This is a genomic window from Halobacillus aidingensis, assembly GCF_900104185.1.
Taxonomy (GTDB): Bacteria; Bacillota; Bacilli; order Bacillales; family Halobacillaceae; genus Halobacillus; species Halobacillus aidingensis.
The window spans coordinates 18,943-41,293 of the sequence record NZ_FNIZ01000018.1; the positions used below are offsets into that span (position 1 = coordinate 18,943).

General features: G+C 42.6%; 25 protein-coding genes. 17 read left to right on the forward strand and 8 right to left on the reverse strand.

Annotation, left to right across the window (positions count from 1 at the left end):
- Positions 1 to 153 precede the first annotated feature (153 nt).
- Positions 154 to 744, forward strand: a complete 591-nt coding sequence (locus BLS23_RS15440; protein WP_089653941.1) for a GNAT family N-acetyltransferase — start codon at positions 154 to 156, stop codon at positions 742 to 744.
- 285 nt (positions 745 to 1,029) lie between these two features.
- Positions 1,030 to 1,425 (forward strand): transcriptional regulator SpxA, encoded by a 396-nt coding sequence (spxA, locus tag BLS23_RS15445; RefSeq protein WP_008638741.1) that lies wholly within the window; start codon positions 1,030 to 1,032, stop codon positions 1,423 to 1,425.
- An 83-nt stretch (positions 1,426 to 1,508) separates the two neighbouring features.
- Here the strand turns inward: spxA and BLS23_RS15450 are convergent, their stop codons facing one another.
- Complete coding sequence (locus BLS23_RS15450) at positions 1,509 to 2,174, reverse strand: TerC family protein (protein ID WP_089653942.1); 666 nt, start codon at positions 2,172 to 2,174, stop codon at positions 1,509 to 1,511.
- Between the two features lie 295 nt (positions 2,175 to 2,469).
- Between BLS23_RS15450 and mecA the strand changes: the two genes are divergently transcribed.
- The 3 genes from mecA to pepF all read left to right on the forward strand — a co-directional run bounded on the left by mecA (position 2,470) and on the right by pepF (position 6,407).
- On the forward strand, positions 2,470 to 3,168 hold the full coding sequence (gene mecA, locus BLS23_RS15455; RefSeq protein ID WP_089653943.1) for an adaptor protein MecA: 699 nt from the start codon (positions 2,470 to 2,472) through the stop codon (positions 3,166 to 3,168).
- Between the two features lie 213 nt (positions 3,169 to 3,381).
- The gene (locus BLS23_RS15460; protein WP_167356099.1) at positions 3,382 to 4,533 is read left to right on the forward strand and encodes a competence protein CoiA; all 1,152 of its coding nucleotides are present in this window, start codon (positions 3,382 to 3,384) and stop codon (positions 4,531 to 4,533) included.
- A gap of 65 nt (positions 4,534 to 4,598) precedes the next feature.
- Positions 4,599 to 6,407: an oligoendopeptidase F gene (gene pepF, locus BLS23_RS15465; protein WP_089653945.1), complete on the forward strand. Its 1,809-nt coding sequence runs from the start codon at positions 4,599 to 4,601 to the stop codon at positions 6,405 to 6,407.
- A gap of 308 nt (positions 6,408 to 6,715) precedes the next feature.
- On the opposite strand, the gene BLS23_RS15470 is transcribed toward pepF, so the two are convergent.
- From BLS23_RS15470 to BLS23_RS15480, 3 genes are read right to left on the reverse strand one after another with little or no spacing between them, the layout of a single operon-like run.
- Positions 6,716 to 7,603, reverse strand: a complete 888-nt coding sequence (locus BLS23_RS15470; protein WP_089653946.1) for a ClpXP adapter SpxH family protein — start codon at positions 7,601 to 7,603, stop codon at positions 6,716 to 6,718.
- Entirely contained in the window at positions 7,600 to 7,998 is a 399-nt protein-coding gene (locus BLS23_RS15475; RefSeq protein WP_089653947.1) for a globin domain-containing protein, read from the reverse strand. The genes BLS23_RS15470 and BLS23_RS15475 overlap by 4 nt, the downstream gene beginning before the upstream one ends.
- A gap of 54 nt (positions 7,999 to 8,052) precedes the next feature.
- Positions 8,053 to 8,637: a CYTH domain-containing protein gene (locus BLS23_RS15480; RefSeq protein ID WP_089653948.1), complete on the reverse strand. Its 585-nt coding sequence runs from the start codon at positions 8,635 to 8,637 to the stop codon at positions 8,053 to 8,055.
- A 133-nt stretch (positions 8,638 to 8,770) separates the two neighbouring features.
- Between BLS23_RS15480 and yjbM the strand changes: the two genes are divergently transcribed.
- Genes yjbM through BLS23_RS15495 form a run of 3 tightly spaced genes read left to right on the forward strand, consistent with a single transcriptional unit; the run spans position 8,771 to position 11,102 of the window.
- On the forward strand, positions 8,771 to 9,409 hold the full coding sequence (yjbM, locus tag BLS23_RS15485; protein WP_089653949.1) for a GTP diphosphokinase: 639 nt from the start codon (positions 8,771 to 8,773) through the stop codon (positions 9,407 to 9,409).
- Positions 9,410 to 9,424: 15 nt separating this feature from the next.
- Entirely contained in the window at positions 9,425 to 10,231 is an 807-nt protein-coding gene (locus BLS23_RS15490; RefSeq protein WP_089653950.1) for an NAD kinase, read from the forward strand.
- A 19-nt stretch (positions 10,232 to 10,250) separates the two neighbouring features.
- Complete coding sequence (locus BLS23_RS15495) at positions 10,251 to 11,102, forward strand: RluA family pseudouridine synthase (RefSeq protein WP_244157240.1); 852 nt, start codon at positions 10,251 to 10,253, stop codon at positions 11,100 to 11,102.
- Positions 11,103 to 11,155: 53 nt separating this feature from the next.
- Here the strand turns inward: BLS23_RS15495 and prpE are convergent, their stop codons facing one another.
- Positions 11,156 to 11,887, reverse strand: coding sequence for a bis(5'-nucleosyl)-tetraphosphatase PrpE (gene prpE, locus BLS23_RS15500; protein ID WP_089653952.1), 732 nt, complete (start codon positions 11,885 to 11,887; stop codon positions 11,156 to 11,158).
- Between the two features lie 246 nt (positions 11,888 to 12,133).
- Here prpE and mgtE point away from each other — a divergent pair, with 246 nt between their 5' ends.
- The 3 genes from mgtE to fabI all read left to right on the forward strand — a co-directional run bounded on the left by mgtE (position 12,134) and on the right by fabI (position 17,099).
- Positions 12,134 to 13,498: a magnesium transporter gene (gene mgtE, locus BLS23_RS15505; RefSeq protein ID WP_089653953.1), complete on the forward strand. Its 1,365-nt coding sequence runs from the start codon at positions 12,134 to 12,136 to the stop codon at positions 13,496 to 13,498.
- A gap of 15 nt (positions 13,499 to 13,513) precedes the next feature.
- Positions 13,514 to 15,376 (forward strand): monovalent cation:proton antiporter family protein, encoded by a 1,863-nt coding sequence (locus tag BLS23_RS15510; RefSeq protein WP_089653954.1) that lies wholly within the window; start codon positions 13,514 to 13,516, stop codon positions 15,374 to 15,376.
- Between the two features lie 943 nt (positions 15,377 to 16,319).
- Positions 16,320 to 17,099 (forward strand): enoyl-ACP reductase FabI, encoded by a 780-nt coding sequence (fabI, locus tag BLS23_RS15515; RefSeq protein ID WP_089653955.1) that lies wholly within the window; start codon positions 16,320 to 16,322, stop codon positions 17,097 to 17,099.
- Between the two features lie 47 nt (positions 17,100 to 17,146).
- Here the strand turns inward: fabI and BLS23_RS15520 are convergent, their stop codons facing one another.
- Positions 17,147 to 18,106, reverse strand: a complete 960-nt coding sequence (locus BLS23_RS15520) for an EAL domain-containing protein (RefSeq protein WP_089653956.1) — start codon at positions 18,104 to 18,106, stop codon at positions 17,147 to 17,149.
- Positions 18,107 to 18,288: 182 nt separating this feature from the next.
- On the opposite strand from BLS23_RS15520, the gene BLS23_RS15525 reads away from it, so the two are divergent.
- Positions 18,289 to 18,840, forward strand: a complete 552-nt coding sequence (locus BLS23_RS15525) for a CotO family spore coat protein (protein WP_089653957.1) — start codon at positions 18,289 to 18,291, stop codon at positions 18,838 to 18,840.
- A gap of 47 nt (positions 18,841 to 18,887) precedes the next feature.
- On the opposite strand, the gene BLS23_RS15530 is transcribed toward BLS23_RS15525, so the two are convergent.
- Positions 18,888 to 19,385 (reverse strand): CotY/CotZ family spore coat protein, encoded by a 498-nt coding sequence (locus BLS23_RS15530; protein WP_089653958.1) that lies wholly within the window; start codon positions 19,383 to 19,385, stop codon positions 18,888 to 18,890.
- 191 nt (positions 19,386 to 19,576) lie between these two features.
- Here BLS23_RS15530 and BLS23_RS15535 point away from each other — a divergent pair, with 191 nt between their 5' ends.
- The 5 genes from BLS23_RS15535 to BLS23_RS15555 all read left to right on the forward strand — a co-directional run bounded on the left by BLS23_RS15535 (position 19,577) and on the right by BLS23_RS15555 (position 21,667).
- Positions 19,577 to 19,816 carry a hypothetical protein gene (locus BLS23_RS15535; protein WP_089653959.1) on the forward strand — a complete coding sequence of 80 codons (240 nt, stop codon included), beginning with the start codon at positions 19,577 to 19,579 and terminating at the stop codon, positions 19,814 to 19,816.
- 63 nt (positions 19,817 to 19,879) lie between these two features.
- Positions 19,880 to 20,209, forward strand: a complete 330-nt coding sequence (locus BLS23_RS15540; protein ID WP_244157241.1) for a DUF1360 domain-containing protein — start codon at positions 19,880 to 19,882, stop codon at positions 20,207 to 20,209.
- Complete coding sequence (locus BLS23_RS15545; protein ID WP_089653960.1) at positions 20,206 to 20,421, forward strand: hypothetical protein; 216 nt, start codon at positions 20,206 to 20,208, stop codon at positions 20,419 to 20,421. The genes BLS23_RS15540 and BLS23_RS15545 overlap by 4 nt, the downstream gene beginning before the upstream one ends.
- Positions 20,422 to 20,457: 36 nt before the next feature.
- Complete coding sequence (locus tag BLS23_RS15550; RefSeq protein ID WP_089653961.1) at positions 20,458 to 20,745, forward strand: hypothetical protein; 288 nt, start codon at positions 20,458 to 20,460, stop codon at positions 20,743 to 20,745.
- Between the two features lie 22 nt (positions 20,746 to 20,767).
- On the forward strand, positions 20,768 to 21,667 hold the full coding sequence (locus BLS23_RS15555; protein ID WP_089653962.1) for an MBL fold metallo-hydrolase: 900 nt from the start codon (positions 20,768 to 20,770) through the stop codon (positions 21,665 to 21,667).
- On the opposite strand, the gene BLS23_RS15560 is transcribed toward BLS23_RS15555, so the two are convergent.
- Positions 21,654 to 22,331 (reverse strand): YetF domain-containing protein, encoded by a 678-nt coding sequence (locus BLS23_RS15560; RefSeq protein ID WP_089653963.1) that lies wholly within the window; start codon positions 22,329 to 22,331, stop codon positions 21,654 to 21,656. The two genes, BLS23_RS15555 and BLS23_RS15560, sit on opposite strands and share 14 nt — an antisense overlap.
- Between the last annotated feature and the right edge of the window lie 20 nt (positions 22,332 to 22,351).

Here is a 22,351-nt window from a genome sequence, read left to right on the forward strand (position 1 = left end):
GAAATGGATAAATAGAGCATATCTTATAAGAAGCCTCCACATTCTATACACAGCTGACGCTACAAATGCAAAAGAAAGTGTATAGAATAGCATTTAACAACTGAATGATTATTCGGTATAATAGAAGATGACTAATGATAAGGGAGTAGATCAATGAATTGGTATGAGAAGTTGAACGAGTATTTCCCAGTAGAGGAAATGAAATCAAAAGAACACATGGAAGCATTATTGAAAGAAAAAAGTGATGTGTACTACAAAGATGAAGGAGAACACCACGTCCTTATGTACGCGGAATTTGATTCTTTTCTTTTCATCGACTATGTATACGTTTCCACTGCTTCACGTGGTCAAGGACTTGGTCATAAACTCATCGAAAAAATGAAGGCGAAAGGGAAGCCGATCATCCTGGAAGTCGAACCTGTCGATTATGATGACTCGGATACTGAAGCAAGACTCCGCTTTTATCAGCGTGAAGGATTTAAGCACGCAAAATCCATTGGTTACACAAGACGCTCTGTTGTTACAGACGAACTCAATCAAATGGAAATCCTTTACTGGTCTCCGGAAGATGCGTCTGAGGAACAAATTTATGAGCAGATGAAAGAGATGTACACAGAAATCCATACGTATAAGGATAAAGAATTCTACGGAAAATCCTATCAGCCTGTCGATGAAGTGCTGACTCATGATGAAGAGCGTGATATGGAAAACATCCTAAAAGAACTGGATAAAACAAAAAACTGATCACATATACCCACCGTTAATTAAGGTGGGTATTTTCAATGGAAGGCTATTAGTTGAAAATAGAATAATTTTATATTTTCTCTAAAAAAGAGGTTTAACCTTATATATAACGTGGTATAAGAACATGGAAACGATTTATAATTGCTTTCTGTAACATATGTTCGTGTTTTTATAGATGAAACTTGACAGGTGTGTTATAGTAGAATCATGGTTAGATTATATTGATTACAAATAAAATAAGCAATTAAAGTTCTACCATAAAATATTGAGGAGTGAAGTTTCTGTATGGTTACACTTTATACCTCACCAAGTTGTACATCATGTCGAAAAGCTAAAGCATGGCTGGAAGAGCACGATATTCCTTACACTGAACGAAACATCTTTTCCGAGCCGCTAACGTTGGATGAGATTAAGGAAATTCTCCGTATGACGGAGGATGGAACGGAAGAAATCATCTCTACACGCTCAAAAGTTTTCCAAAAATTGAAGGTGGATTTCGATCAGCTGCCGATGCAAGATCTTTTTGACTTGATTCAGGAGAACCCTGGTTTGTTACGTCGCCCAATTATTTTGGATGACAAACGACTGCAGGTAGGTTATAACGAAGATGAAATTCGACGTTTCTTACCTCGAAGTGTACGCACATTCCAATTGAAAGAAGCTCAACGCTTAGTCAATTAATAAATGAAAAAGCTGTGATGGTGATCAAACCATCACAGCTTTTTTATTCCCTTATTCTTACTTAGAAAATGGGTGATTTTTTGTTAGACTGCCGTGCCTTTTCTTTTGTTGGAAAAATAACCTAAAGTAATGACTGCAATAACCATAACCACTGCAAACCACTGATGGATAAGTGGATAATCTTCCATATACTGCAGGATATAGCGGTCTTCCATTACCATCTCGGCAGCTGTGTAAGCTAAAATCCCAGCGCCGAAATAAATGAGGAGTGGAAACTTGTCCATGAGCACGAGGATGATTCGGCTTCCCCAAACGATGATAGGTACAGATACGAGAAGCCCGATGATGACGAGAATGATGTTGTTGTGAGAGGCTCCAGCTATGGCAAGTACATTGTCAAAACCCATCACGATATCAGCAAAGACAATTGTTTTTACAGCAGCAGCCAGGCTGTCACCTGCTTTGATGTGATCGTTCTCTTCTGTATCAGTTAGCAGTTTCATGGCAATATAAAAGAGAAGCAATCCTCCGATTAATTGAAGGAAAGGGATTTGGAGAAGATAAAGAGCAACCAAAGTCAAAAGGACTCTGGCAGCGATGGCTAAGCCTGTCCCGAGAAGAATCGCTTTGTTTCTTTGCTGAGGGGGTAAATTGCGGCTGGCCAGTGCTATGACTACGGCATTATCACCGCCAAGAATGATATCAATACTGATAATGATGAGTAATGGTTCAAGCAAGTCCCAGTTCATTGAAAAATCCTCCTGCTATGTAGTGACAAACCTAAGGGAATAAGCTAAAATATAAAGTCAATCAACCGAATGAGGGCCTATTTCCATGTTTATTCATGACACAAATGGTTATATGCTGAAATCGAGCATTTTGTTTTCAAAACAGCCTTTGCTGTCATACAATAGAAGTACATCAACCCTTATTTCCACACATCATGACGGTTGAAGCTTTGGCCTAACGGGTAAGGTTTTATAAGCGACGCAAGGGTGAGTGTTCCCTTCCCCCTTAAAACATGACAAGAAGGGAGAGAAACGTATGGAAATCGAACGCATTAATGAAAATACCGTTAAATTTTACGTAACATATCAAGACGTAGAGCAAAGAGGTTTCGACAGAGAAGAAATCTGGTATAACCGAGAACGCAGTGAACAGCTTTTTTGGGAAATGATGGATGAAGTGAACGATCAGGAAAACTTCCAGGCGGATGGTCCATTGTGGATTCAGGTCCAGGCGATGGACAAAGGACTAGAAGTGATCGTGACTAAGGCTCAAGTATCCCAGGATGGCCAAAAGCTCGAACTTCCGAATGAGGACGGTAAGGCAATTGATGTTCCAGTGGATGAAAAACTGGAGTCACTGCTTGATGATAAATTCCAATCTTCCGAAGACTATGATCAAAGGAATGAATACGATGAGGATCAGGAGGATTCAGATGAACCTCTGACGTTCACACTCAAATTCAATGATTTTGAAGATGTGATCCAACTGAGCCACTACGTATTACCAACTGAATCCATGGAGCAGCGCTTGTTCCATTTTGAAGACCGCTACTATTTATATATTCAATTCAATGATGAAAATATGAGTGATGATGACCAAGAAAATGTGTTGAGTCAACTTATGGAATACGGACATGAGTCATCCCTTACGATTCACAGGTTGGAGGAGTATGGAAAAACGATATTCAGCGAGCAGGCATTGGAATCAGTGAAAGAATATTTTCCTGTCGATTAATTCGACGAGCACACCACCACGTGTGCTTATTTTTTTGTCTTAAATGATATTTATTTACTTCAAAATTGTGGGCCATTTAAATGAAGACTCAGTTTTGGATACTCAGGCTATTTCCCTAAGGTTTGACAGCGGTTCGAGGTTCGAATCCGGTAAGTTAAGCAGGATTATTGGGGCCTTGCGTCGAATAAAAGAACATAGGAGGTGATCAAGCAGGTGTTGTATGCTTTAGATACAAATGGAGATTTACAATCTTTGTACCAGCTGACGCAAGCGGAAATAAATTTGGCAAGGAAGAACCCCTATTTTTGTCCTGTCTGTCATGAAATGTTGCAAATACGGTCGGGGACACGGACGGTTCCTCACTTTTCCCATCTTCCCAAAAGCAATTGTACTGTGCTAAAAGGAGGGGAGACTGTCGAACATGATCGAGGAAAATGGCAGTTGTTTACATGGTTGAAGCACCAAGGGTATGAGGTTCAGCTGGAGCAGTACTTGCCAGAGATTAGACAAAGACCGGACTTATACTTAATGGTCAATGATAAGAAAATCGCGATTGAGTATCAGTGTGCTTCTGTCTCCAAGCGCGAAATCAAAAAACGAACCCTCTCCTACCGGGACGCAGGAATTTTTCCTCTCTGGATTCTTGGTGCAAAACACCTTCAATCCTCAAACTCCAATCATTGTTCTCTCAGTGATTTTACCCGCTCTTTCCTTTATTACTTAAATGATGATTATCACTTATATTTCTTTCATGCTTCAAAAAATATCATCTGCGTGCTTTCAAATGCCAAATCCGCAGGTGGACGCCGGGTCTTTGCTAATACTTTCTCCTCATCTTTAACTAATCTTAGTTTTGCTCAGTTATTTTCCTCTGTACCATATAGTCACGGAGAAGGGCATTTCTTAAGAGAAGTAGAGAGATTATGGTATAAAAATCGGACGGTTTATCAGAGTCAGGTAAGTTCTGAAGAACGTCAATATCGTCAGTATCTTTACTTAAGGGGTTATCACTTCTCGTTAATCCCGAGTATTTGTTATTTGCCTGTGCCCGCCCAAGTTCAATCTGTAATGAGGCCGTATGTATGGCAAACCCGTCTTTTCCTGGATCATTTCTTTCACCTTCCTATAGGTTCTCCTATCGAATTTCCCTTCCTGAAGATTTCTTCGACTCCAAACGGATATGTCCCTCATTTAAGCCAACAATATTTAGACTTACTTACTCAATTAAATATCATAGAAAAAACAGGGAAGAATAATTATATCAAGAGCAAACAGGTCCCCTTCCATAAACGAGTGGAGGATGCGCTGGAAGATGACCGTAGGACGTTGGAACAGTTGAAAAATTTACAAAGAATTAAGATTTAAGAAGGGATTTGCACCTCAATCGAGAAATTTTTAGGGTGACGAATTATTTTGAAGGAGGATGTTGAATGTCGTCTGCGAAAGAACTACCAAAAAGAGAAGATATACCTGTTGATAAAACATGGGACCTTGAAGCCATGTTTGCCACAGATGAAGAATGGTATAAAGAATTAGAAGAAGCGAAGGAGCTGCTTCCTGAATTAGAAAAGTACCAGGGTAAACTGGGGGAATCGGCGGAACAGCTATATGAGCTTCTTTCCTTTCAAGATAAAATTTCACATAAAATTGGCTTGTTGTACACTTATGCCCATATGAGAAATGACCAGGATACAACGAATGCTCATTATCAGGAGATGAATGCAAAGGCTGAGAACTTATACACGAAGATCGCCTCGGCTATGAGTTTTATCGTTCCGGAGATTCTTGCTCTTCCTGAAGGGAAAGTGAGAAGCTTTATTGAATCTTATGAGCCTTTAGAGCTATATGAACATACACTCGATGAAATTACACGCCAACGGGCTCATGTATTGAGTGAGAAAGAGGAAAAATTGTTGGCTGGATTTTCTGAGATTGGTGCCAACCCTTCACAAACTTTCGGCGCCTTAAATAATGCGGATCTCACTTTTCCAACCATAAAAAATGAAAAAGGAGAAGAGGTCGATCTAACTCACGGGCGCTACATCAATTTTCTGAAGTCAGATGATCGGGAAGTGAGAAAATCTGCGTTTGATGCCATGTACGATACGTTTGGGTCGTTCAAGAACACATTTGCCTCCACACTCGGAGGACATGTGAAGAAGAACAATTTCAACGCGTCTGTAAGGAAATATGACCGGGCAAGACAAGCCAAACTGGATAGCAATAATATCCCCGAATCGGTTTATGATAACTTGCTCGAAGCAGTAAACGAAAGACTTCCTCTCTTGCATCGCTATGCAGAGCTTCGAAAAGAAGTGCTGGACCTTGATGAAGTTCATATGTATGACTTGTACACTCCACTTGTGAAAGATGCAGAGATGGAAGTTACGTACGAAGAAGCTCAGGACTTGGTCATCAAAGGCTTGGAGCCGTTGGGTGAAGAATACGTTAATATCGTTAAAGAGGGGTTTGAAAATCGCTGGATTGACGTAGAGGAGAATAAAGGGAAGCGAAGCGGTGCTTATTCATCCGGCCATTATGGAACAAACCCATATATTCTTATGAACTGGCAGGATAATGTAAATAATTTATTTACGTTAGCTCATGAACTCGGCCATTCTCTTCATAGCTATTATACGCATCAAAACCAGCCATATCGCTACGGTAACTACTCCATTTTCGTGGCAGAGGTAGCTTCTACATGTAATGAAGCCCTTCTCAATGACTATATGATTAAGAAGACAAATAGTGAAAAAGAGAAGCTTTATTTATTGAACAACTTTTTAGAAGGCTTCCGTGGTACGGTTTTCCGCCAGACGATGTTTGCGGAATTTGAACACGAGATTCACGTTCAAGCCCAGAACGGCGAGGCTTTGACAGCTGAAAAACTGACAGAAATTTATTATGAGCTAAATAAGAAATACTTTGGCGAGAATATCGTCATTGATGAAAAAATTGGTCTTGAGTGGGCACGTATTCCGCATTTCTATATGGGATATTATGTGTACCAGTACTCTACTGGTTATGCAGCCGCACAGGCATTAGCAGGACAAATCCTTGAAGAAGGAGAACCAGCGGTTGAACGCTATAAAAACTTCTTGAAGGCGGGCAGCAGTGACTATCCGATTGAGGTCCTAAAGCAGGCTGGAGTCGATATGACATCGAAAGATCCCATATTATCAGCATTGGATGTTTTTGAAGAAAAATTAAATGAAATGGAACAACTTTTGAAAAAATAACACAGATAAACCCACAGAATAAAAGGTTCTGTGGGTTTCTTTATTTAAAGCCGCGAAATGTTTTCTTGTGGGATGGTATGGATAAAATGAGATAAATCGCAATGAACAATAAGGGCGAACTGATGTAAATGGGATATAAATTCATGAGTGCGAACAAGTGGAAAGCAGCAAGAAATAAAATACTAATTACGAAAAATAGGATTACCCAAATTTTCATCTCCACACACACCTCCATGGTTCATTTTATGGAGAGGAATGGATTCACATGACTCCCTGCCAAAGAAAAACTCCCGCTTCCGGGAGTTTAATCAACTTTCGATATATTGCCAAAAAGCTCCATGCTTCACGGGAATTTCCCGCACTTTTTGTTTCAGTACAAGCTTTTTCATTTCTCGTTTCGCTTCTTGTTCTGTCCAGTCATACACAACCGCTATTTCTTTGTTGGCAACGAAGCGATAGTGTTGCAAGAAATCCTCCAAAGCTGGTTTTATTCCTGGCTTTGGATCTTTTTGTAGCATTTCTTTCAACACTTTCACATAAACGTCGTACGTGTATAATCCTGTGATTTTCAAGCCAGCATCTTCTTCTGATTCGTTAAAGACGACAATGGTAGGAGTGGAATCCACATCCATCTCATGAGCTAATTTCAAGTCACACTGTAAGGCTCTTCGTGCAGCCTCTCCATGGAGATCTTTTTTGAATTCAGAAACATCAAGACGGGACTTTTCAGCACACTCGATTAAAACCGATTCATCTGAAATGTTCTGTTTTTCCAAGAAAACATATTCCTGTACTTTTCGTAAGAAGCGCATTCCAGCCTTTTTCCCTTGTAATTCAGCAGCTTTTACAGCAAGAGCTGTGGCAAACGGGGAGGATATAGGGTTTTCAAGCCATACATCCCCGTCACAGCACATGCCTGTACGTGACCCGGTCTTGTCCCACGCCTCTTTCAAGTTTTCAGGCTTCTTTATTTTATTCTGGTGTAAAGAAGATAGCTTCCCGCTGATGATCGGCCGGAGAGTAAAGAAGCGTCCGTATTCGATCGTGAGCTTTTTGAGGAAGGGTTCCAGTGACCAGCATTCGGGGCATAAGGGATCAATAAAAACATAGATCTCAATCGGTCGTTTCAGTAAATCGAAAAAACCGCTCGCTGTTCCAGTTGTATCACTGTCACTGTTTAAACTTTTCCAACTCACATCGATTCTCCTTTCTCATCTTCTGGTGAATTCATCATATGGTTTGCTGTCATCGTAAGCCTTTCAAACATAAAAGAACGATGTGGTTCTTCAATATCAACCTCATTCATGGCACCGGACATGCAGGATAACCATGCATCTCTTCTTGTAGGTGTGATTTTGAAAGGCAGGTGTCTTGCCCGTAACATCGGATGGCCATGTTCCTCAACATAGAGTGGGGGGCCACCGAAGAACTGGGTTAAAAATTGCTTTTGTTTTCGTATGGTTTCTGTAAGATCGTCCGGAAAGATCGGAATTAAATCCGGGTGTTCACTCACACGTTTATAAAAAGCTTCGACAAGCTCATCGATTTTTTCTTTACCAATTTCCTCAAAAAACGTTTCTCGTTGTTGCATAGCATCCCTTCCTGTCTGTTCATCATTTTAGCAATGAGGGCTAGAGAACGGCAACTATTCTGATTGCAGTCGCTTTCTGTCGTAGAAACGTTTGATCTTATTATCTGTTTCACGGTTCGGAATATTGCATACATGCAGGATTTCGTCGATCACTTTTTTCCCGGTCTCTTTAGAACCGGCTTCTACTTCCAGCTCATAATCTTCCTTGTCATAATAAAGGCTGTGGTCAAGGACGACGGTAGCCTCTTTGTAGGCAAGTTCTTTTCGTCTCGTTGTAAGAGAACCGAGGTAGTGAAGATTTTCAAGGGATATACCAAGGTCATCCAGTTGCTTGGATACATGAGGCTTTTCTGTCATTTTGTTTTGAATCCAAAGATTGGCTTCTTCTTCTGTAAGCGAATCATGAGTTTCAAGCAGACCTTCTGCATGTGGCTGCTTCAGCGTCAATGTCCATTGACCTTGTTTTTGACGTATTCTTAAAGCGGCTCCTTGCTGCTTTAGATTTAGGTCTTCTGTTTCAAAATAATAATTGGTTTGTTCCATGAGTTCAACTGATTTGAATGGTAAAAAATGATAAACCTTTTCATATTCGTCTTCTGTTAATAAGTTTTTAAACTCGATTTCAATTTCCTGTGCCATGGTTAAGACCTCCTGATCGTAGTATAATGTCAGGCGCTCTGCTTATTCTGCAGGCTAACTTTATGATACAATGAATGATGAACAAAACGCACATATTTACTATGAAGATTGGATACATAAAGGTGGTTGCTTGATGAATTGGGATATATTTATAGCACCTTATGCACAAGTTGTGGAAGAATTAAAAATTAAATTAAAAGGCATGCGCCGGCAGTTTGAATATGAGGAAGAACAATCCCCTATCGAATTTGTAACCGGACGCGTAAAGCCGAAATCAAGCATTATTGAAAAGGCTAGACGAAAAGCCATTAATCCTGAAAACATCGAAGAAGAACTGCAGGATATAGCTGGAGTGAGAGTGGTCTGTCAATTCGTTGATGACATTTATGCGGTTGTCACCATGCTTCGGAACCGCCATGATTTTGAAATCGTAGAAGAGAAAGATTACGTTTCAAGGAAAAAGGATAGTGGGTATAGATCCTTCCATGTCATTATTCGTTACCCGGTGGAAACCATTCATGGAGAGAAAAAAGTATTGGCAGAAATACAGATCCGCACCCTTGCCATGAACTTTTGGGCGACCAATGAACACTCATTAAATTATAAGTATTCGGGGAAAATACCATCAGAAATCAAATCACGTCTCAAACGTGCCGGTGAGGCTGCCTTTCAGCTCGATGAAGAGATGTCCAAAATAAAAAGCGAGATCCAAGAAGCACAACGAGCGTTTCTAAGAAAAGAAGAACAAAAAAAGAACCCTAGAAAAACTTAAAGGAGTGGGTGGACGATGAAGTTCTCGATCCTTTCTAAAGGTGATCAAAAATCGAACGAAATCCGTTCGAAAATCAAGAACTACTTGACGGAGTTCAAGTTGGAATACAATGAAGATGAACCAGATCTTGCCATTTCTGTCGGTGGGGATGGCACATTGCTGGAGGCTTTCCATACGTATGTTCACCGATTGGATAAAACAGCTTTTATAGGAATACATACCGGCCACCTCGGTTTTTATGCAGATTGGATGCCGGAAGAATTAGAAAAGCTGATCATTGAGATTGCGAAGACACCGTTTCAGGTGGTCGAATATCCACTCCTTGAAGTTACCATCCGCCCGAAAAGCGGGGGAGAAGAGGACCGCTACCTTGCGCTGAATGAGTGTACGATCAAAACGTCAGAAGGTTCGGTGGTTATGGACATTGAAATTAAAGGAGACCATTTCGAGACGTTCCGTGGAGACGGTCTTTGCGTGTCTACACCATCCGGGAGTACCGCCTATAATAAAGCGCTGGGAGGAGCGATTCTGCATCCTTCTCTTGAAGCCTTCCAAATTGCTGAAATGGCTTCGATCAATAACCGTGTGTTCCGAACGATTGGGTCTCCATTGATTTTACCTAGTCATCATACGTGCATGTTCAAGCCGAAGCATGACCGCAGTTTTCTTTTTACGATCGATCACATCACTCGTACCTATAAAGACGTAAAATCGATTCAATGCCGCGTGGCTGAAGAAAAAGTCCGATTTGCAAGGTTCCGTCCATTTCCTTTCTGGAAACGTGTCCACGACTCCTTTGTAGCTGATGACTACTCAGACTAATGTGACAAAGAGGTGGCAGGTGACAGAGGCTTACGCTGGTTCCTCCATTCGGGAATTTCTGTTACAGGCGGGTGAGTTTTCCCGACAATTGCTCAAGAAAGTTCGGATGGACGGTATGGTATTCATAAATGGAACTCAGGTGGAGATGTGGCGCCCATTAGATACAGGGGATGAAGTCCTCCTCGTTTTTCCTGAAGAAGAAAAAGGAGCGATCTTTCCTCACCAGGGGACTTTACCGATCGTATTTGAGGATGATGATGTCATTGTCCTCGACAAGCCTGCAGGCATCCCAGTGGTACCTCCTTTTGACCAAAAAGAGCCTTCAATTGCAAGTTACTTGCTTTTTGAATATGAAAAAAGAGGGTACCCCTGTACGGCCCATATTGTCACGAGGCTGGACAAAGATACTTCTGGATTGATGTTGATTGCTAAACACGCTTATAGTCATTGGCTTCTAACTAAGAAATTGGACTTGATTTCACGACAGTACGTTGCGGTAGTTGAAGGAGAATTTCGTGAAAAGGAAGGTCTGATTGATGAGCCAATCGGCCGTGCAGAGGACTCCATCATTCGAAGAGTTGTATCTCCAGAGGGAAAGCCTTCAAAAACTCAGTACCATCTGATTAATCAGGAGAAAAATTATTCCCGAATCCGCTTTAAACTCCTCACCGGTCGGACGCACCAAATTCGTGTCCATATGGCCCATAGGGGATATCCTTTAGCTGGTGACACGTTATATGGCGGGAAAAAAGTAGATGGGGTGGATGGTCAGGCCTTGCATTGTGAGCGTCTTCACTTCATTCATCCATGGACGAAGAAAAAGATGACCTTTACATCAGAACCACCGAAACATTGGGAAGAATTTGCTTGAGAAGCATGTGTTCGATTCTATTAAAAAGCAGGAGCCACGAGTGCTCCTGCTTTTTAATATCTGAACTTTTCTTCTACGAAAGGCATGCTTGATGGTACACTGATGATTTTTTCTTCCGGCAGTCGGAAAGCGGTCAACTTGCCTCCGAACACACACCCTGTGTCTATATTAACGGTTTTATTAACAAAACGGGGTTCACGGACTGGAGTATGTCCATAGATGATCCATCGATCTCCGGTGTAATGCTGGGCCCAGTCTCGTCTGACAGGACGACCGTCCGGCAGTTTTTCACCAGTAATGTCCCCATAGAGCACGAACGTTTCGATACTTTTACTTTTATGACCGATGTCTTCCTCGCGGATCCCGGCATGAGCAACAACAGCATCAACATCTTCCAAAATTAAGTGCAGAGGGGATTGCTCATACAAATGCTTGAATTGTTTTTTTACATCCATCTGTTCTTGTTTAGATAAGGTACGGTATTCTGCAGCGGTCGTCTCCAATCCATGCTTTTCTTGGACAGGATTCCCTAGAAAAAAACGATACAATTTGTTGCAATGATTTCCCGGGACATAATGGGCTCCTTTTTCTGTAACTAGACGATAGACGAAGGTTATGCACTCCACGGATGAGGGGCCCCGGTCAGTGATATCTCCCACGAACACAGGAGTTCTTCCTTCGGGGTGCTGCGGGAGACCTTCGCTCCATTCATAGCCGAGTTCTTCAAACAGTTGTTTTAACTCATCGAAGCAGCCGTGGACGTCCCCGATTATGTCGTAGTTCATGGTCATTCTCCTTTTGTTATTCAATAATTGTTTTGATGCTGTCCTATATATGGAAGATATTTTTCCCAAGCCTTCGTAATACTAAACATACGGGGAGTTTATTCCCTAACCTGGATTTCTTCTGTTAAACTACATTTATGTGAGGAATTTGGCTGTTAAAAATTGAGTGACTTTCGTTGACAAACATGTGTATCGCCATTAAGATTAAACGGTCAAAAACGAAATAGACACTGGGGAGGGTTGCTTATGGAACACTTAGATGACCAGGAGCGCCAAGAAGTTTGGACGAATATTAAAGATGCTTTGTTCAATGATCACATCGACCAGTTCCGTGCAGAATTTCTCGAACTGCATCCATATGACCAGGCCCGGATCTTTGAAGATTTGGATAAAGAAATCCGGATGCAAATTTACACCTACCTCTCTCCAGAAGAGGTTGCAGATGTCATGGAGCACATCGACTATGATGAGATTGAACCTTTCTTTACTGAAATGGAACCGACTTTTGCTGCGCAAGTCTTCGCTGAAATGTCAACGGATGATGCTGTTGATATTTTAAACGAATTAGATAAAGATAAAGTGGCGAGTTTCTTGACGATCATGGATGATGATGCAGCTGACGAAATCAAAGACCTGCTTCATTATGAAGAGAAAACCGCTGGTTCCATAATGACAACAGAATTTGTTGTCGTTAAAGCCGGTATGACGATCAAGGAAGCGATGGTTCATCTGAGAACAGAAGCCCCGGACGCCGAGACGATTTATTACACGTATGTCATTAATGAAGATAAACGGCTCGTAGGTGTTATTTCGTTGAGGGATTTGATTATATCTGAAGAAGAATGGCTGATATCCGACGTTATGAATGAACGAGTGGTATCGGTCTCAGTCGGTGAAGACCAGGAAGAAGTGGCACGTATGGTGCGCGACTACGACTTTCTTGCCTTACCGGTCGTTGATTTCCAGGACCATCTCCTTGGAATCATTACCGTCGATGACATTATGGACGTCATGGAAGAAGAAGCAAGTGATGATTATTCTAAACTTGCGGCCGTTTCTGACGTTGACAGCCCTGATGACAATGCTTTTGCCTCAGCCAAAAAGCGTTTGCCCTGGCTTGTCATTCTCCTCTTTTTGGGAAGTCTGACAGCCAGTCTCATTGGGCGTTTTGAGGACACCTTGGATCAAGTAGCTATCCTCGCTATTTTTATTCCGCTGATTGCCGGAATGGCAGGAAATACTGGAACGCAGGCACTAGCCGTTGCTGTCCGCGGTATTGCTACCGGGGAAATTGAAAAGCAAGGAAAATGGAAAATGATGATGAGAGAAGCAGGAACCGGTATTATTACTGGGCTCTCTTGTGGTGTATTGATCACTCTCATTGTATATATATGGCATGAAAACTTCTTTTTAGGCGTATTAGTCGGATTGTCCATCTTTATGACCTTGGTTGTAGCAACATTGGCTGGCTCTCTCGTTCCCCTTCTTATGCATCGTTTAAAGATCGACCCAGCTGTTGCCTCAGGTCCATTCATTACAACGGTGAATGACTTGATCTCCATTTTGATTTACTTTGGACTCGCGACAGCTTTCATGAATTTATTGATTTAAGGAAGGAGGGCGAGTATGGAACATGGTGCATCAGTAACTTCTCTAGTTATTGTAATTATCGCAGCATTCATAACTCCCATCTTACTACACCGTTTTAAATTGAATATTATTCCGGTTGTAGTAGCAGAAATCATCGTAGGATTAATCATCGGTCAAAGTGGATTTGATATTGTAGAGCAAGGAAGCTGGTTAGAGATCTTGTCTACATTAGGGTTCATTTTCTTGATGTTCCTCAGTGGATTAGAAATTGATTTTTCTATATTTGCAAGTAGAAAGAAGAAAGCTAAGCCGGAAAACCAGGGGACAGGTGCTCCGAACCCAGTATGGGTGGCGACCACTGTCTTCATTGGGATCTTCATCATATCTCTGGCACTTTCTTATTTATTCGTGTTGGCTGGTTTCATTGACAATGCCTTTTTGATGACACTGATCATTTCTACCATTTCATTAGGTGTAGTCGTGCCCACGTTGAAGGATGCCCAAATGATGAAGACGACGATTGGTCAAACCATCCTCCTCATTGCGGTCATCGCCGATCTTGTGACAATGATTTTGTTAGCTGTTTTCGTATCCATTTATGGAGAGAGCGGTGGAAACACATGGTTACTGCTCATACTTTTTGCAGCGGGTGTCCTTTTCTATTACATCGGCAAAAAGTTTCGTCATCAGTCGTTTGTGGAGACGATGGCCAAAGGGACGATCCAGATCGATACACGTGCTGTGTTCACACTCATCCTTCTGCTTGTCGCCTTATCTGAGACTGTTGGAGCAGAGAATATCCTTGGTGCTTTCTTAGCAGGTACGCTCGTTTCCTTGCTGTCTCCTAACCCAGAGATGGTCAAGCGTCTGGACAGTTTCGGTTATGGATTCCTAATTCCAATCTTCTTCGTTATGGTTGGTGTGGAAATTGATATTTGGAGCCTATTTACTGATTCACGTGTGCTCATATTGATTCCACTGTTATTTATCGCCTTACTCGTCTCGAAGATTGTTCCTGCTTTAATATTGAGTAAGTGGTATGATAAGAAAACCGTTTTTGGATCAGGTTTTATCCTTACTTCCACACTCTCTCTTGTGATTGCGGCAGCTGCCATCGGGAAGCGGGAAGGAATGATCGATGACCAAATGGAAGGCGCCCTGATCCTAGTGGCTGTCCTGACATGTCTAGTGGCACCGATCGTCTTCAAAAAGGTTTATGGACGATTTGAAGACGAAGACCATAAGACGGTCGTTTCCTTTATCGGTTCTAACCGCATGACCTTACCGGTTGTTCGAGAACTGGACATTCATGCATATGAGACTCATCTTTACCATACAAAAGTGGATAAAATTGATGAACGCATCAGCCGTAATTGCTTTGATATCAAAGAGTTAGATGGCTATGATGTCGAAAAAATGAAGGAACTCGGAGTCTTTGAAGTAGACTTGATTGTCGCTTCAACGGGTGACGAAGAACGAAATGCTGAGATTGCCCGCTTTGCGAAAGAGCAAGGGGTGGAACGCGTCATTGTCCGAGTAGAGTCCCCAGACTTATCTCAGGAAATGAAAGATCTCAATATCAATGTGTTCTCCGTCTTCTTGTCTTCCAAAGCGCTCCTGAAAGCGATGATCGAAGCACCAAATGTTGTAGATATCTTAACGAAACAAGATAGTGCGCTCTATCAAATCAATATGAACAACTCGGTCTATAACGGCATCCATCTTCGTGAATTTCCATTCACCGGAGATGTCATCATGGTCCGTATCTTCCGCGGAAAAGACTCCATCGTTCCTCACGGGGATACAGAGTTGAAAATGGGTGACCGCCTGATCGTTACAGGCTCTCATGAGTATGTAGAAGAACTGAAAATGGAACTGGAATATTGTGAATGGTGTTAACCCTCAAACCGCTCCTTCTCATCACGAGAATGAGCGGTTTTTTTATCTTCCTTTAAAGTGTAGCTACCGATTGTGGAAGACTCAGTTTCGAAATAACCGGGGTTCGTTTGCCATATTGAGAGTCAGGGGTGGTTGGGAAGCAGCTCGCTTTCCTGCGGGGATGGCGGAGAGCCTCCTCGAGCTAAAGCTCTGCGGGGTCTCTCCAGCCAGTCCATTCCCGCGGGAGTCTCCCAGCTTCCCAACCACCCCATTCGTTGAATGTGAGAAACGAACCCCTTTGCCAAATTGGATTGTCTTCCACTACCCCGCTGTTTAGAAGCATAAATCGCTTTGTATCAAGCTTTCATGAACCTGGACATGGGAGTTTATTCTTACACTCCATCAAGCTGGATAGCTAACTTATCCAAGGAGTGGTTTCGAGACACTGATATGGTAATGGGGCGGAGGGGAATGGCGAGACTCCTACCTTAAGTGTGCAGGCGCCTCGATCAGCGGCGTATGGACTGGACTGAGCTGGCGGAGATAAAGGAAACACGAAGAACGGAGTGATTCGATGTTGACTTATCGTACAGAAGCGAGGGAAGTCTCACTAGCCGCTAGGCGCCGGAACCGGATATTGAAGAGGAAAAGAGTGCTAGGTGAGACCCCGCAGGACGGAGTCCGAAGAGGCTCAGGCGCGCTCCCGCGGAAAGCGAGCTATTTCCCGTAGCCCCACAAACTCAATAAAAGTCTCGAAGTCAAGTCTTACACAATCCTGTCATTTAATTGAAAAAGGTGAACTTCGATATCCTGATTTTGGATAGAGAATGGGCTTATGTGAGTGGAAATAGGGAAAGGATAAATGGAGGTTTGTTTTTCAAAAGTTAATGGTTTAAAATAGGAGCAGGTACTAATAACAAATACTAATTTAGATTCTACTACCTCAAGGAGGGTGTTCAAAAACATGAACTTTTCACTAGAAGGACGTACTTATGTCGTCATGGGAGTGGCGAACAAACGAAGCATTGCCTGGGGGATTGCCCGCTCACTTCACTCTGCTGGAGCGCGTTTGATTTTTACAGTCGCATCGGAGCGCTTCAAAAAGTCGGTTCAGGATCTTGCCGATACTTTGGAAGGTGGCGAGGAGTCACTGGTGTATGAGTGTGACGTGACAGACGATGAAGCGATCATCCAGACGTTTGAACAAATCGGTAAAGATGTAGGGACGATTCACGGCCTTGCCCACTGTATCGCATTCGCGAATCGTGAAGAATTGAAAGATGAATTCTTGAACACAAGTCGCGATGGTTTCCTCACTGCTCACAACATCAGCTCTTATTCTCTAACAGCGGTCGCTCGTGCAGCTCAACCGTTGATGACTGATGGAGGAAGTATCGTAACCCTTACTTATCTTGGTGGAGAACAAGTCGTGAAAAATTATAACGTCATGGGTGTAGCGAAGGCGAGTCTGGATGCTAGCGTCAAATACTTAGCTAACGATCTTGGTAAACATAACATTCGGGTAAATGCCATTTCCGCTGGTCCGATTCGTACACTTTCCGCTAAAGGCGTCGGTGATTTCAATCAAATTCTTAAAGTGATTGAGGAACGTGCGCCGTTAGGTCGTCCTGTTACTCAAGAAGAAGTAGGTGACACCGGGTATTATTTAATGAGTGATCTATCTCGCGGTGTGACCGGAGAAGTGATTCACGTGGACTCCGGATTCAGCATTGTCGCTTATTAATCTAAACTCAAAACCCCTTTTCTACATAGAGTAGAAAAGGGGTTTTGTCATGTGAACAAGCTTCGAAGGTGTGGCCAAACGGTTTCTTTCTTTTTTGTACCGTGGGAAGCAACAAATCGCACCACTTCCGTTAATGGTAGCACTTCTTTTCTATTAGGAACATGGATCAGTGCGAAGTGGTGATCATAACCTCCCTGATAAGCCATGATCCATGTCATCAGCTCAAAAAATGTGGTATGCTCACCAATTTTCAAGGGAAACATTTGACTATTTCTTTGCAGGTTCAATTGTTCGGAAATGGACACTGGCAGCGGGGGAGGAGGATAGTCAGGCTCTGCAAAATAATAACCTTGCATAAGGAAGATCCCCATTTGAATTAAATGAAGACACTCGCCTTCGGTTTCCACTCCTTCAGCAATAATCCCTGCACCTAACTTCTTTCCGATATGTTGTAAAGCCTCCACCATATATTGTTTTTCACGGAATTGATCGATATGGGTAATCAGGGACCGATCGATTTTCAAGTAGTCCGGTTTCAATTCAGAAATCATTTGTAGGGAGGAATAACCTGCACCGACGTCATCGATCGCCACTTTAAATCCTTGTTTCCTATAATGTTCTAGAAGTTTTCGGAAGCTTTGAAAATCAGAAATGGCGGAGTGCTCGGTAATTTCAAAGACGATCTGGTCTGGGTTTAACCCTGTATTTTTCAAAACGGCATGGGTGAAACCCGGAATAAAAGAATCGTCATGTATGACATTCGGCGTTAAATTCACCCACAATTGCTGTTTCTCTTGTAAATAGGGGAGAACCGAGTCGATGGCAAGCTCGCGTGTATGTTTTTCAAGTTGAAATAACCGGTTCGTCTGATCGGCAAACTGGAAGAGTTCGACTGGGCTTTTAAAATAAGCACTCACAGGATAATGGATAAAAAGCTTGTCCTCATTCATGTATGAAGTGAGGACATCTTCTGATGACTTGCGTTCTCGTTGTTGAGCAAGGCTCATGAAAACACTCCTAAACAATGGTCTACACCTACCATAACAATCGTAAGATAAAAGAATCGCCGGGTTCTGTTAATTTTGTGTAAAATCATGAGAGGTTTTGTCAAATGAGGACAAAAGTGAACATGGTCTGTGACTTGGGCATATATATATAATGATGACCGAATGGAAAAGGAGAGATCTTGATGGCAGATGAAAAGCGACTTGCTAAGCAGCCGATGCTTTATATTGTCCAGCCTAAGGGCTTGAAACCAGCAGAAGTTCCAATGCAAACCAGCTTTCGAAGTCAGCGATCTTCTAAAGCAGAAGAGAAGACAGAACAGCCTCCAGCAGAAGCTCCATCGACTGAGCGCGAAATACGGATGCGCAGTCAGAACTCCCCCCACCGTCAAGAGCTTGCAAAATTGAAAACATCGGATGAACCGGAAATGAGTGGAGAAGAGAGAGGTGGAGACGCTTCAGCTGTAAGTGCAGAAGAAAAGGTGGAAAAGGATGCACCTCGAGATCGAAGGCAGCGCTTCCATGACATGACGCTAGAGGAAAAAGTTTTATATTTCTTCAATCTTTCCCCTCACGTGCCGAAAATGAAATGTGAAGTAATGACAGAGGAAGAAAACTACCGAGGGTACATTACGGATTATGTAGATGGTGTCGTGCACATGAAAGTTTTTCAGCGTCCGTTTCAGAGGGAGATAGCATTTGAGGCCATTCAAGATATTAGACTTCTAGGGTTTTAGTAAAGTTATGAAAAAACCGCGCATCTGTGCGCGGTTTTTTATGAATCTTAAAGAGTTGCTGCTGCCGGGAGACATGTTACGTGGCAGAAGCAGTTCAAGTCTACTGTAATGCAGATTCCTGAAGCACGAAGGTTTCTGCAGCTTTGATCAGCTGGTGATTTTGGATCGAATCCTCTGTGACGGCGTGAGCCTTCAACCTCATCCTCGTCGTCATCATGCCAGCGGTCAGCAAAAAGAAGTTCAAGGATGGCACAACCATCGTGATCGACAGATTTAACTCTGAAGAAGAAGCTTCCTTTCACTTCGCAATCGTCGCCACTTCGTTTTGAACCGTAGCCTTTAAAAGGTGTGCATCCATCTTTACAGTAAAGGATGACAGGAACCGTGTCGAAGCCGGAACCTCCACCAGTGTCACCTAAAAGGTCTGCGATTGAACGCTCACAGCTTGTCGTGCAATCGTGCATGACATCATTCTGTGCATCGACGATATCTTTAAGGATATCAATCACACATGAACCTGAATCGTGTCTTTTTCCACAGCTCATTTTCTAATTTCCCCTTTCCATACGCATTGACGTATTGTCTTTACTAGAATATGAAATGTGTCCGTGTCGGTGTGGGCATTTGTCTCTTTTCTCTGAATCCGCACTTTTTTTGTCCTTCATGGGCAGGAGACTATACCCAACAGGGGCAAACACCATAGATTAGAAGTGAATTCGAATAAGGAGTGAATGGAATGTCTGATAAAAAGAAGGTCATCCATGTGAAAGACCTTGTCATTAAAGCGGATAATGTCGTCATCGAGCCCCAGCGTGACGACCGTCATAACCGTCATGACCGAGACGACCGTGTCGATCCATTTTTCGGCGGACCGAGACGACGTAGAGAAGAAGAAGCAAGAGATGAAAGTAGTTCAAGAAACCGCCGTCGTGATGATGAATCTTCCGACCGCCGTGGGGGATTTCGTTGGTTTTAAGAAAATAAAGAGTGAGCCACTACAAGGAACGTAGTGGCTTTTTCTTCATGGGAGAGAAGGAGAATGATGTTAAGTGTGATGGAGATTGTATTGCTGGCACTTGCCACTTTCCGTCTGACACGTCTCATTGTCAGAGATTACATCATGGAATGGTTCAGACGGCCTTTTATTGACGTAAAGGTCATCCAAAACGAGCACGGCGTCGAAGAAGAATGGGTGGAACCGAAGGGTTTTATCGGTGAAGGATTGAGTTGTCAATGGTGTGTCGGTGTGTGGTCTGCTTTAATTATGCTTTTCTTCTATATAGTAATTCCATATGGAGAGTGGTTGGTGCTATTGCTCGCTCTTGCCGGATTGCAATCCATCATCTATACATGGGTTGATCGACAATGACGGATAAAAAGGAAAAGACGTTGTTTGAAGTTTTAAAGGAAATCGATGTGGAAACGTCGAAAATGAATGGAATCATCAAACAACCTGAGAAGAAATTCAACGAGTGGGAAAAGGACTTTCAGGCATGGGATCGTCGTTTCTCGAAGCGGATGACGGACATGGAAAAATTTCTGACCAAACAGATGGGGAAAATGGAGCGTTTCTTTGAGTAGGAAAAAAGGGTATAGATAAAAAAAGGAGGCGTCGATATGGGATATATTCTGCCTGTGAATCATTATCAGTATCAGGATTATCAAACCAGAACGACCCAGCATGAACGTTCACCTTTTGTCCTTGAAAAAGTGTTCAAAGCTACGTTGGATCATAAAATGAAGCACAATCAAGATCGTGTGGAAGACCAGCGTGGAAGATCGATCCATATACCGAGGAATACCCATGCTGTCAACAGCGTACAACCTTCACTTCAAAGAAGCGGTACAGAGAAGATTCTTTCTAATATGACAGGAAAAGGGCGTCACTTTAGCGAAACTGTATGAAAAAGCTAAAGGAGTCGTGGATATGTCTTTTCAACAGTTGGATGAATGTTGTTATTACTATCATAGTTCCGTCAATATTGGATATGTACATCAAGGGAAGGATGGGTTACTCATCGATGCAGGGATCGATGTTTCATCCGTGAAAAAGGTGATCAAGGAGCTAGAGAAAAGAAAGCTCCCGTTGACGCATCTTTTTATTACCCATGCCCATGCAGATCATTACGGAGGGGCTCGGTTTGTTCAGGAAAAGTACAATGTACATACCGTCGCCCCTGTGTTTGAAGAAGCTATTTTAAGAAATCCTGGTCTGGAACCTCTTTATTTATTCGGAGGGAACGACCCGCTCCCAGAGTTACATAACAAATTTTTAGAAGGGCCAGCTATAAGGGTGGATGAGGTCGTGGAAGAAGGGGAGGTAGTGTTTGGTGCTTTAAGAGCGGAAGCTTACCATCTTCCTGGTCATAGTTATCACCAGTTGGCATTGAAAATTAATGACATTCTTTACGCGGCTGACAGTTATTTTAGTGTGGAGACACTAAAAAAACATAAGATTCCCTTTTTGACCGATGTCAGTTTAGCATTGGATAGTTTGGACCGCCTCACTAAAATTCCATGCAGGGGGGCGGTTCCTGGTCATGGCAAGTTCGAGGCTTCTCCTACCTTGACGATACAAAACAACATGGACTACCATGAGCAGTTGTCCGCATGGCTGCATCAATACCTTGCTGAAGAAGGCCCGGCGGCGCACGAGATCCTCGTTAGGGCTATGTGTGAACACTACAACGTTGAAGCTCAGGGTTTGTCACAATGGCTGCTATTCAGAACGGCGGTCACTGCCTATTTAATCGGATTAAAAAAAGCGGGCCTCGTGGAGGACCGCATCATGAACAATACGTGGAGTTTTTATATTACAGACCAATAACGAATAAGTCCGGCTCGCCTTCTTTGTGTTCAGCGTACATGACTTCAGCAGGATCGGTAAAATTTTGTGCTCTTAGCTGTTCATTCAGCCACTTCTCATCAAAACCAGCTTCTTTGAGATTATCCCAAATGACCTCTCCATCACTGATGATGGTCCGAGGAAGAGGAACAGGTTGAGGGGCTAAATTCATATCGTCACGAGTGACATTTTGATACTGGGAAGCCTTCAGGACAGAAATGGTGCCATCCGTTTCGAGTACCGCATATTGAACTTCCTGGATCGAGAAAACATCCTTCGAACGTAACAAATGCTGCAGTTGATTAAGATCCAGCTTGTTTTTCTTCAGCTGATTTCGATCGATTTTTCCTTTATAAATAACGAGGGAAGGACTTCCTTCTAAAATTTTTCGTGTTCCTTTAAACTTTTCTGTGATCATCTCGGTTGAGTAGATGAGTATGCTCCATAATAAAATGGCATAACCGATATCCAGGATTCCCACTTCTTTATCATACAAAGCATTACCGACCAGTTCCCCAAGGACGAGAGCAGCGATGAAATCGAAAGCGGTAATTTGTGTGATCTGCGATTTCCCAAGCACTTTTGTCATAACAAAGAGTGCAGCAAAACCAAAAAATGTTTCCACAGTAATTTGTAAGTACTCCATAGCGTTTCACGATCCTTACC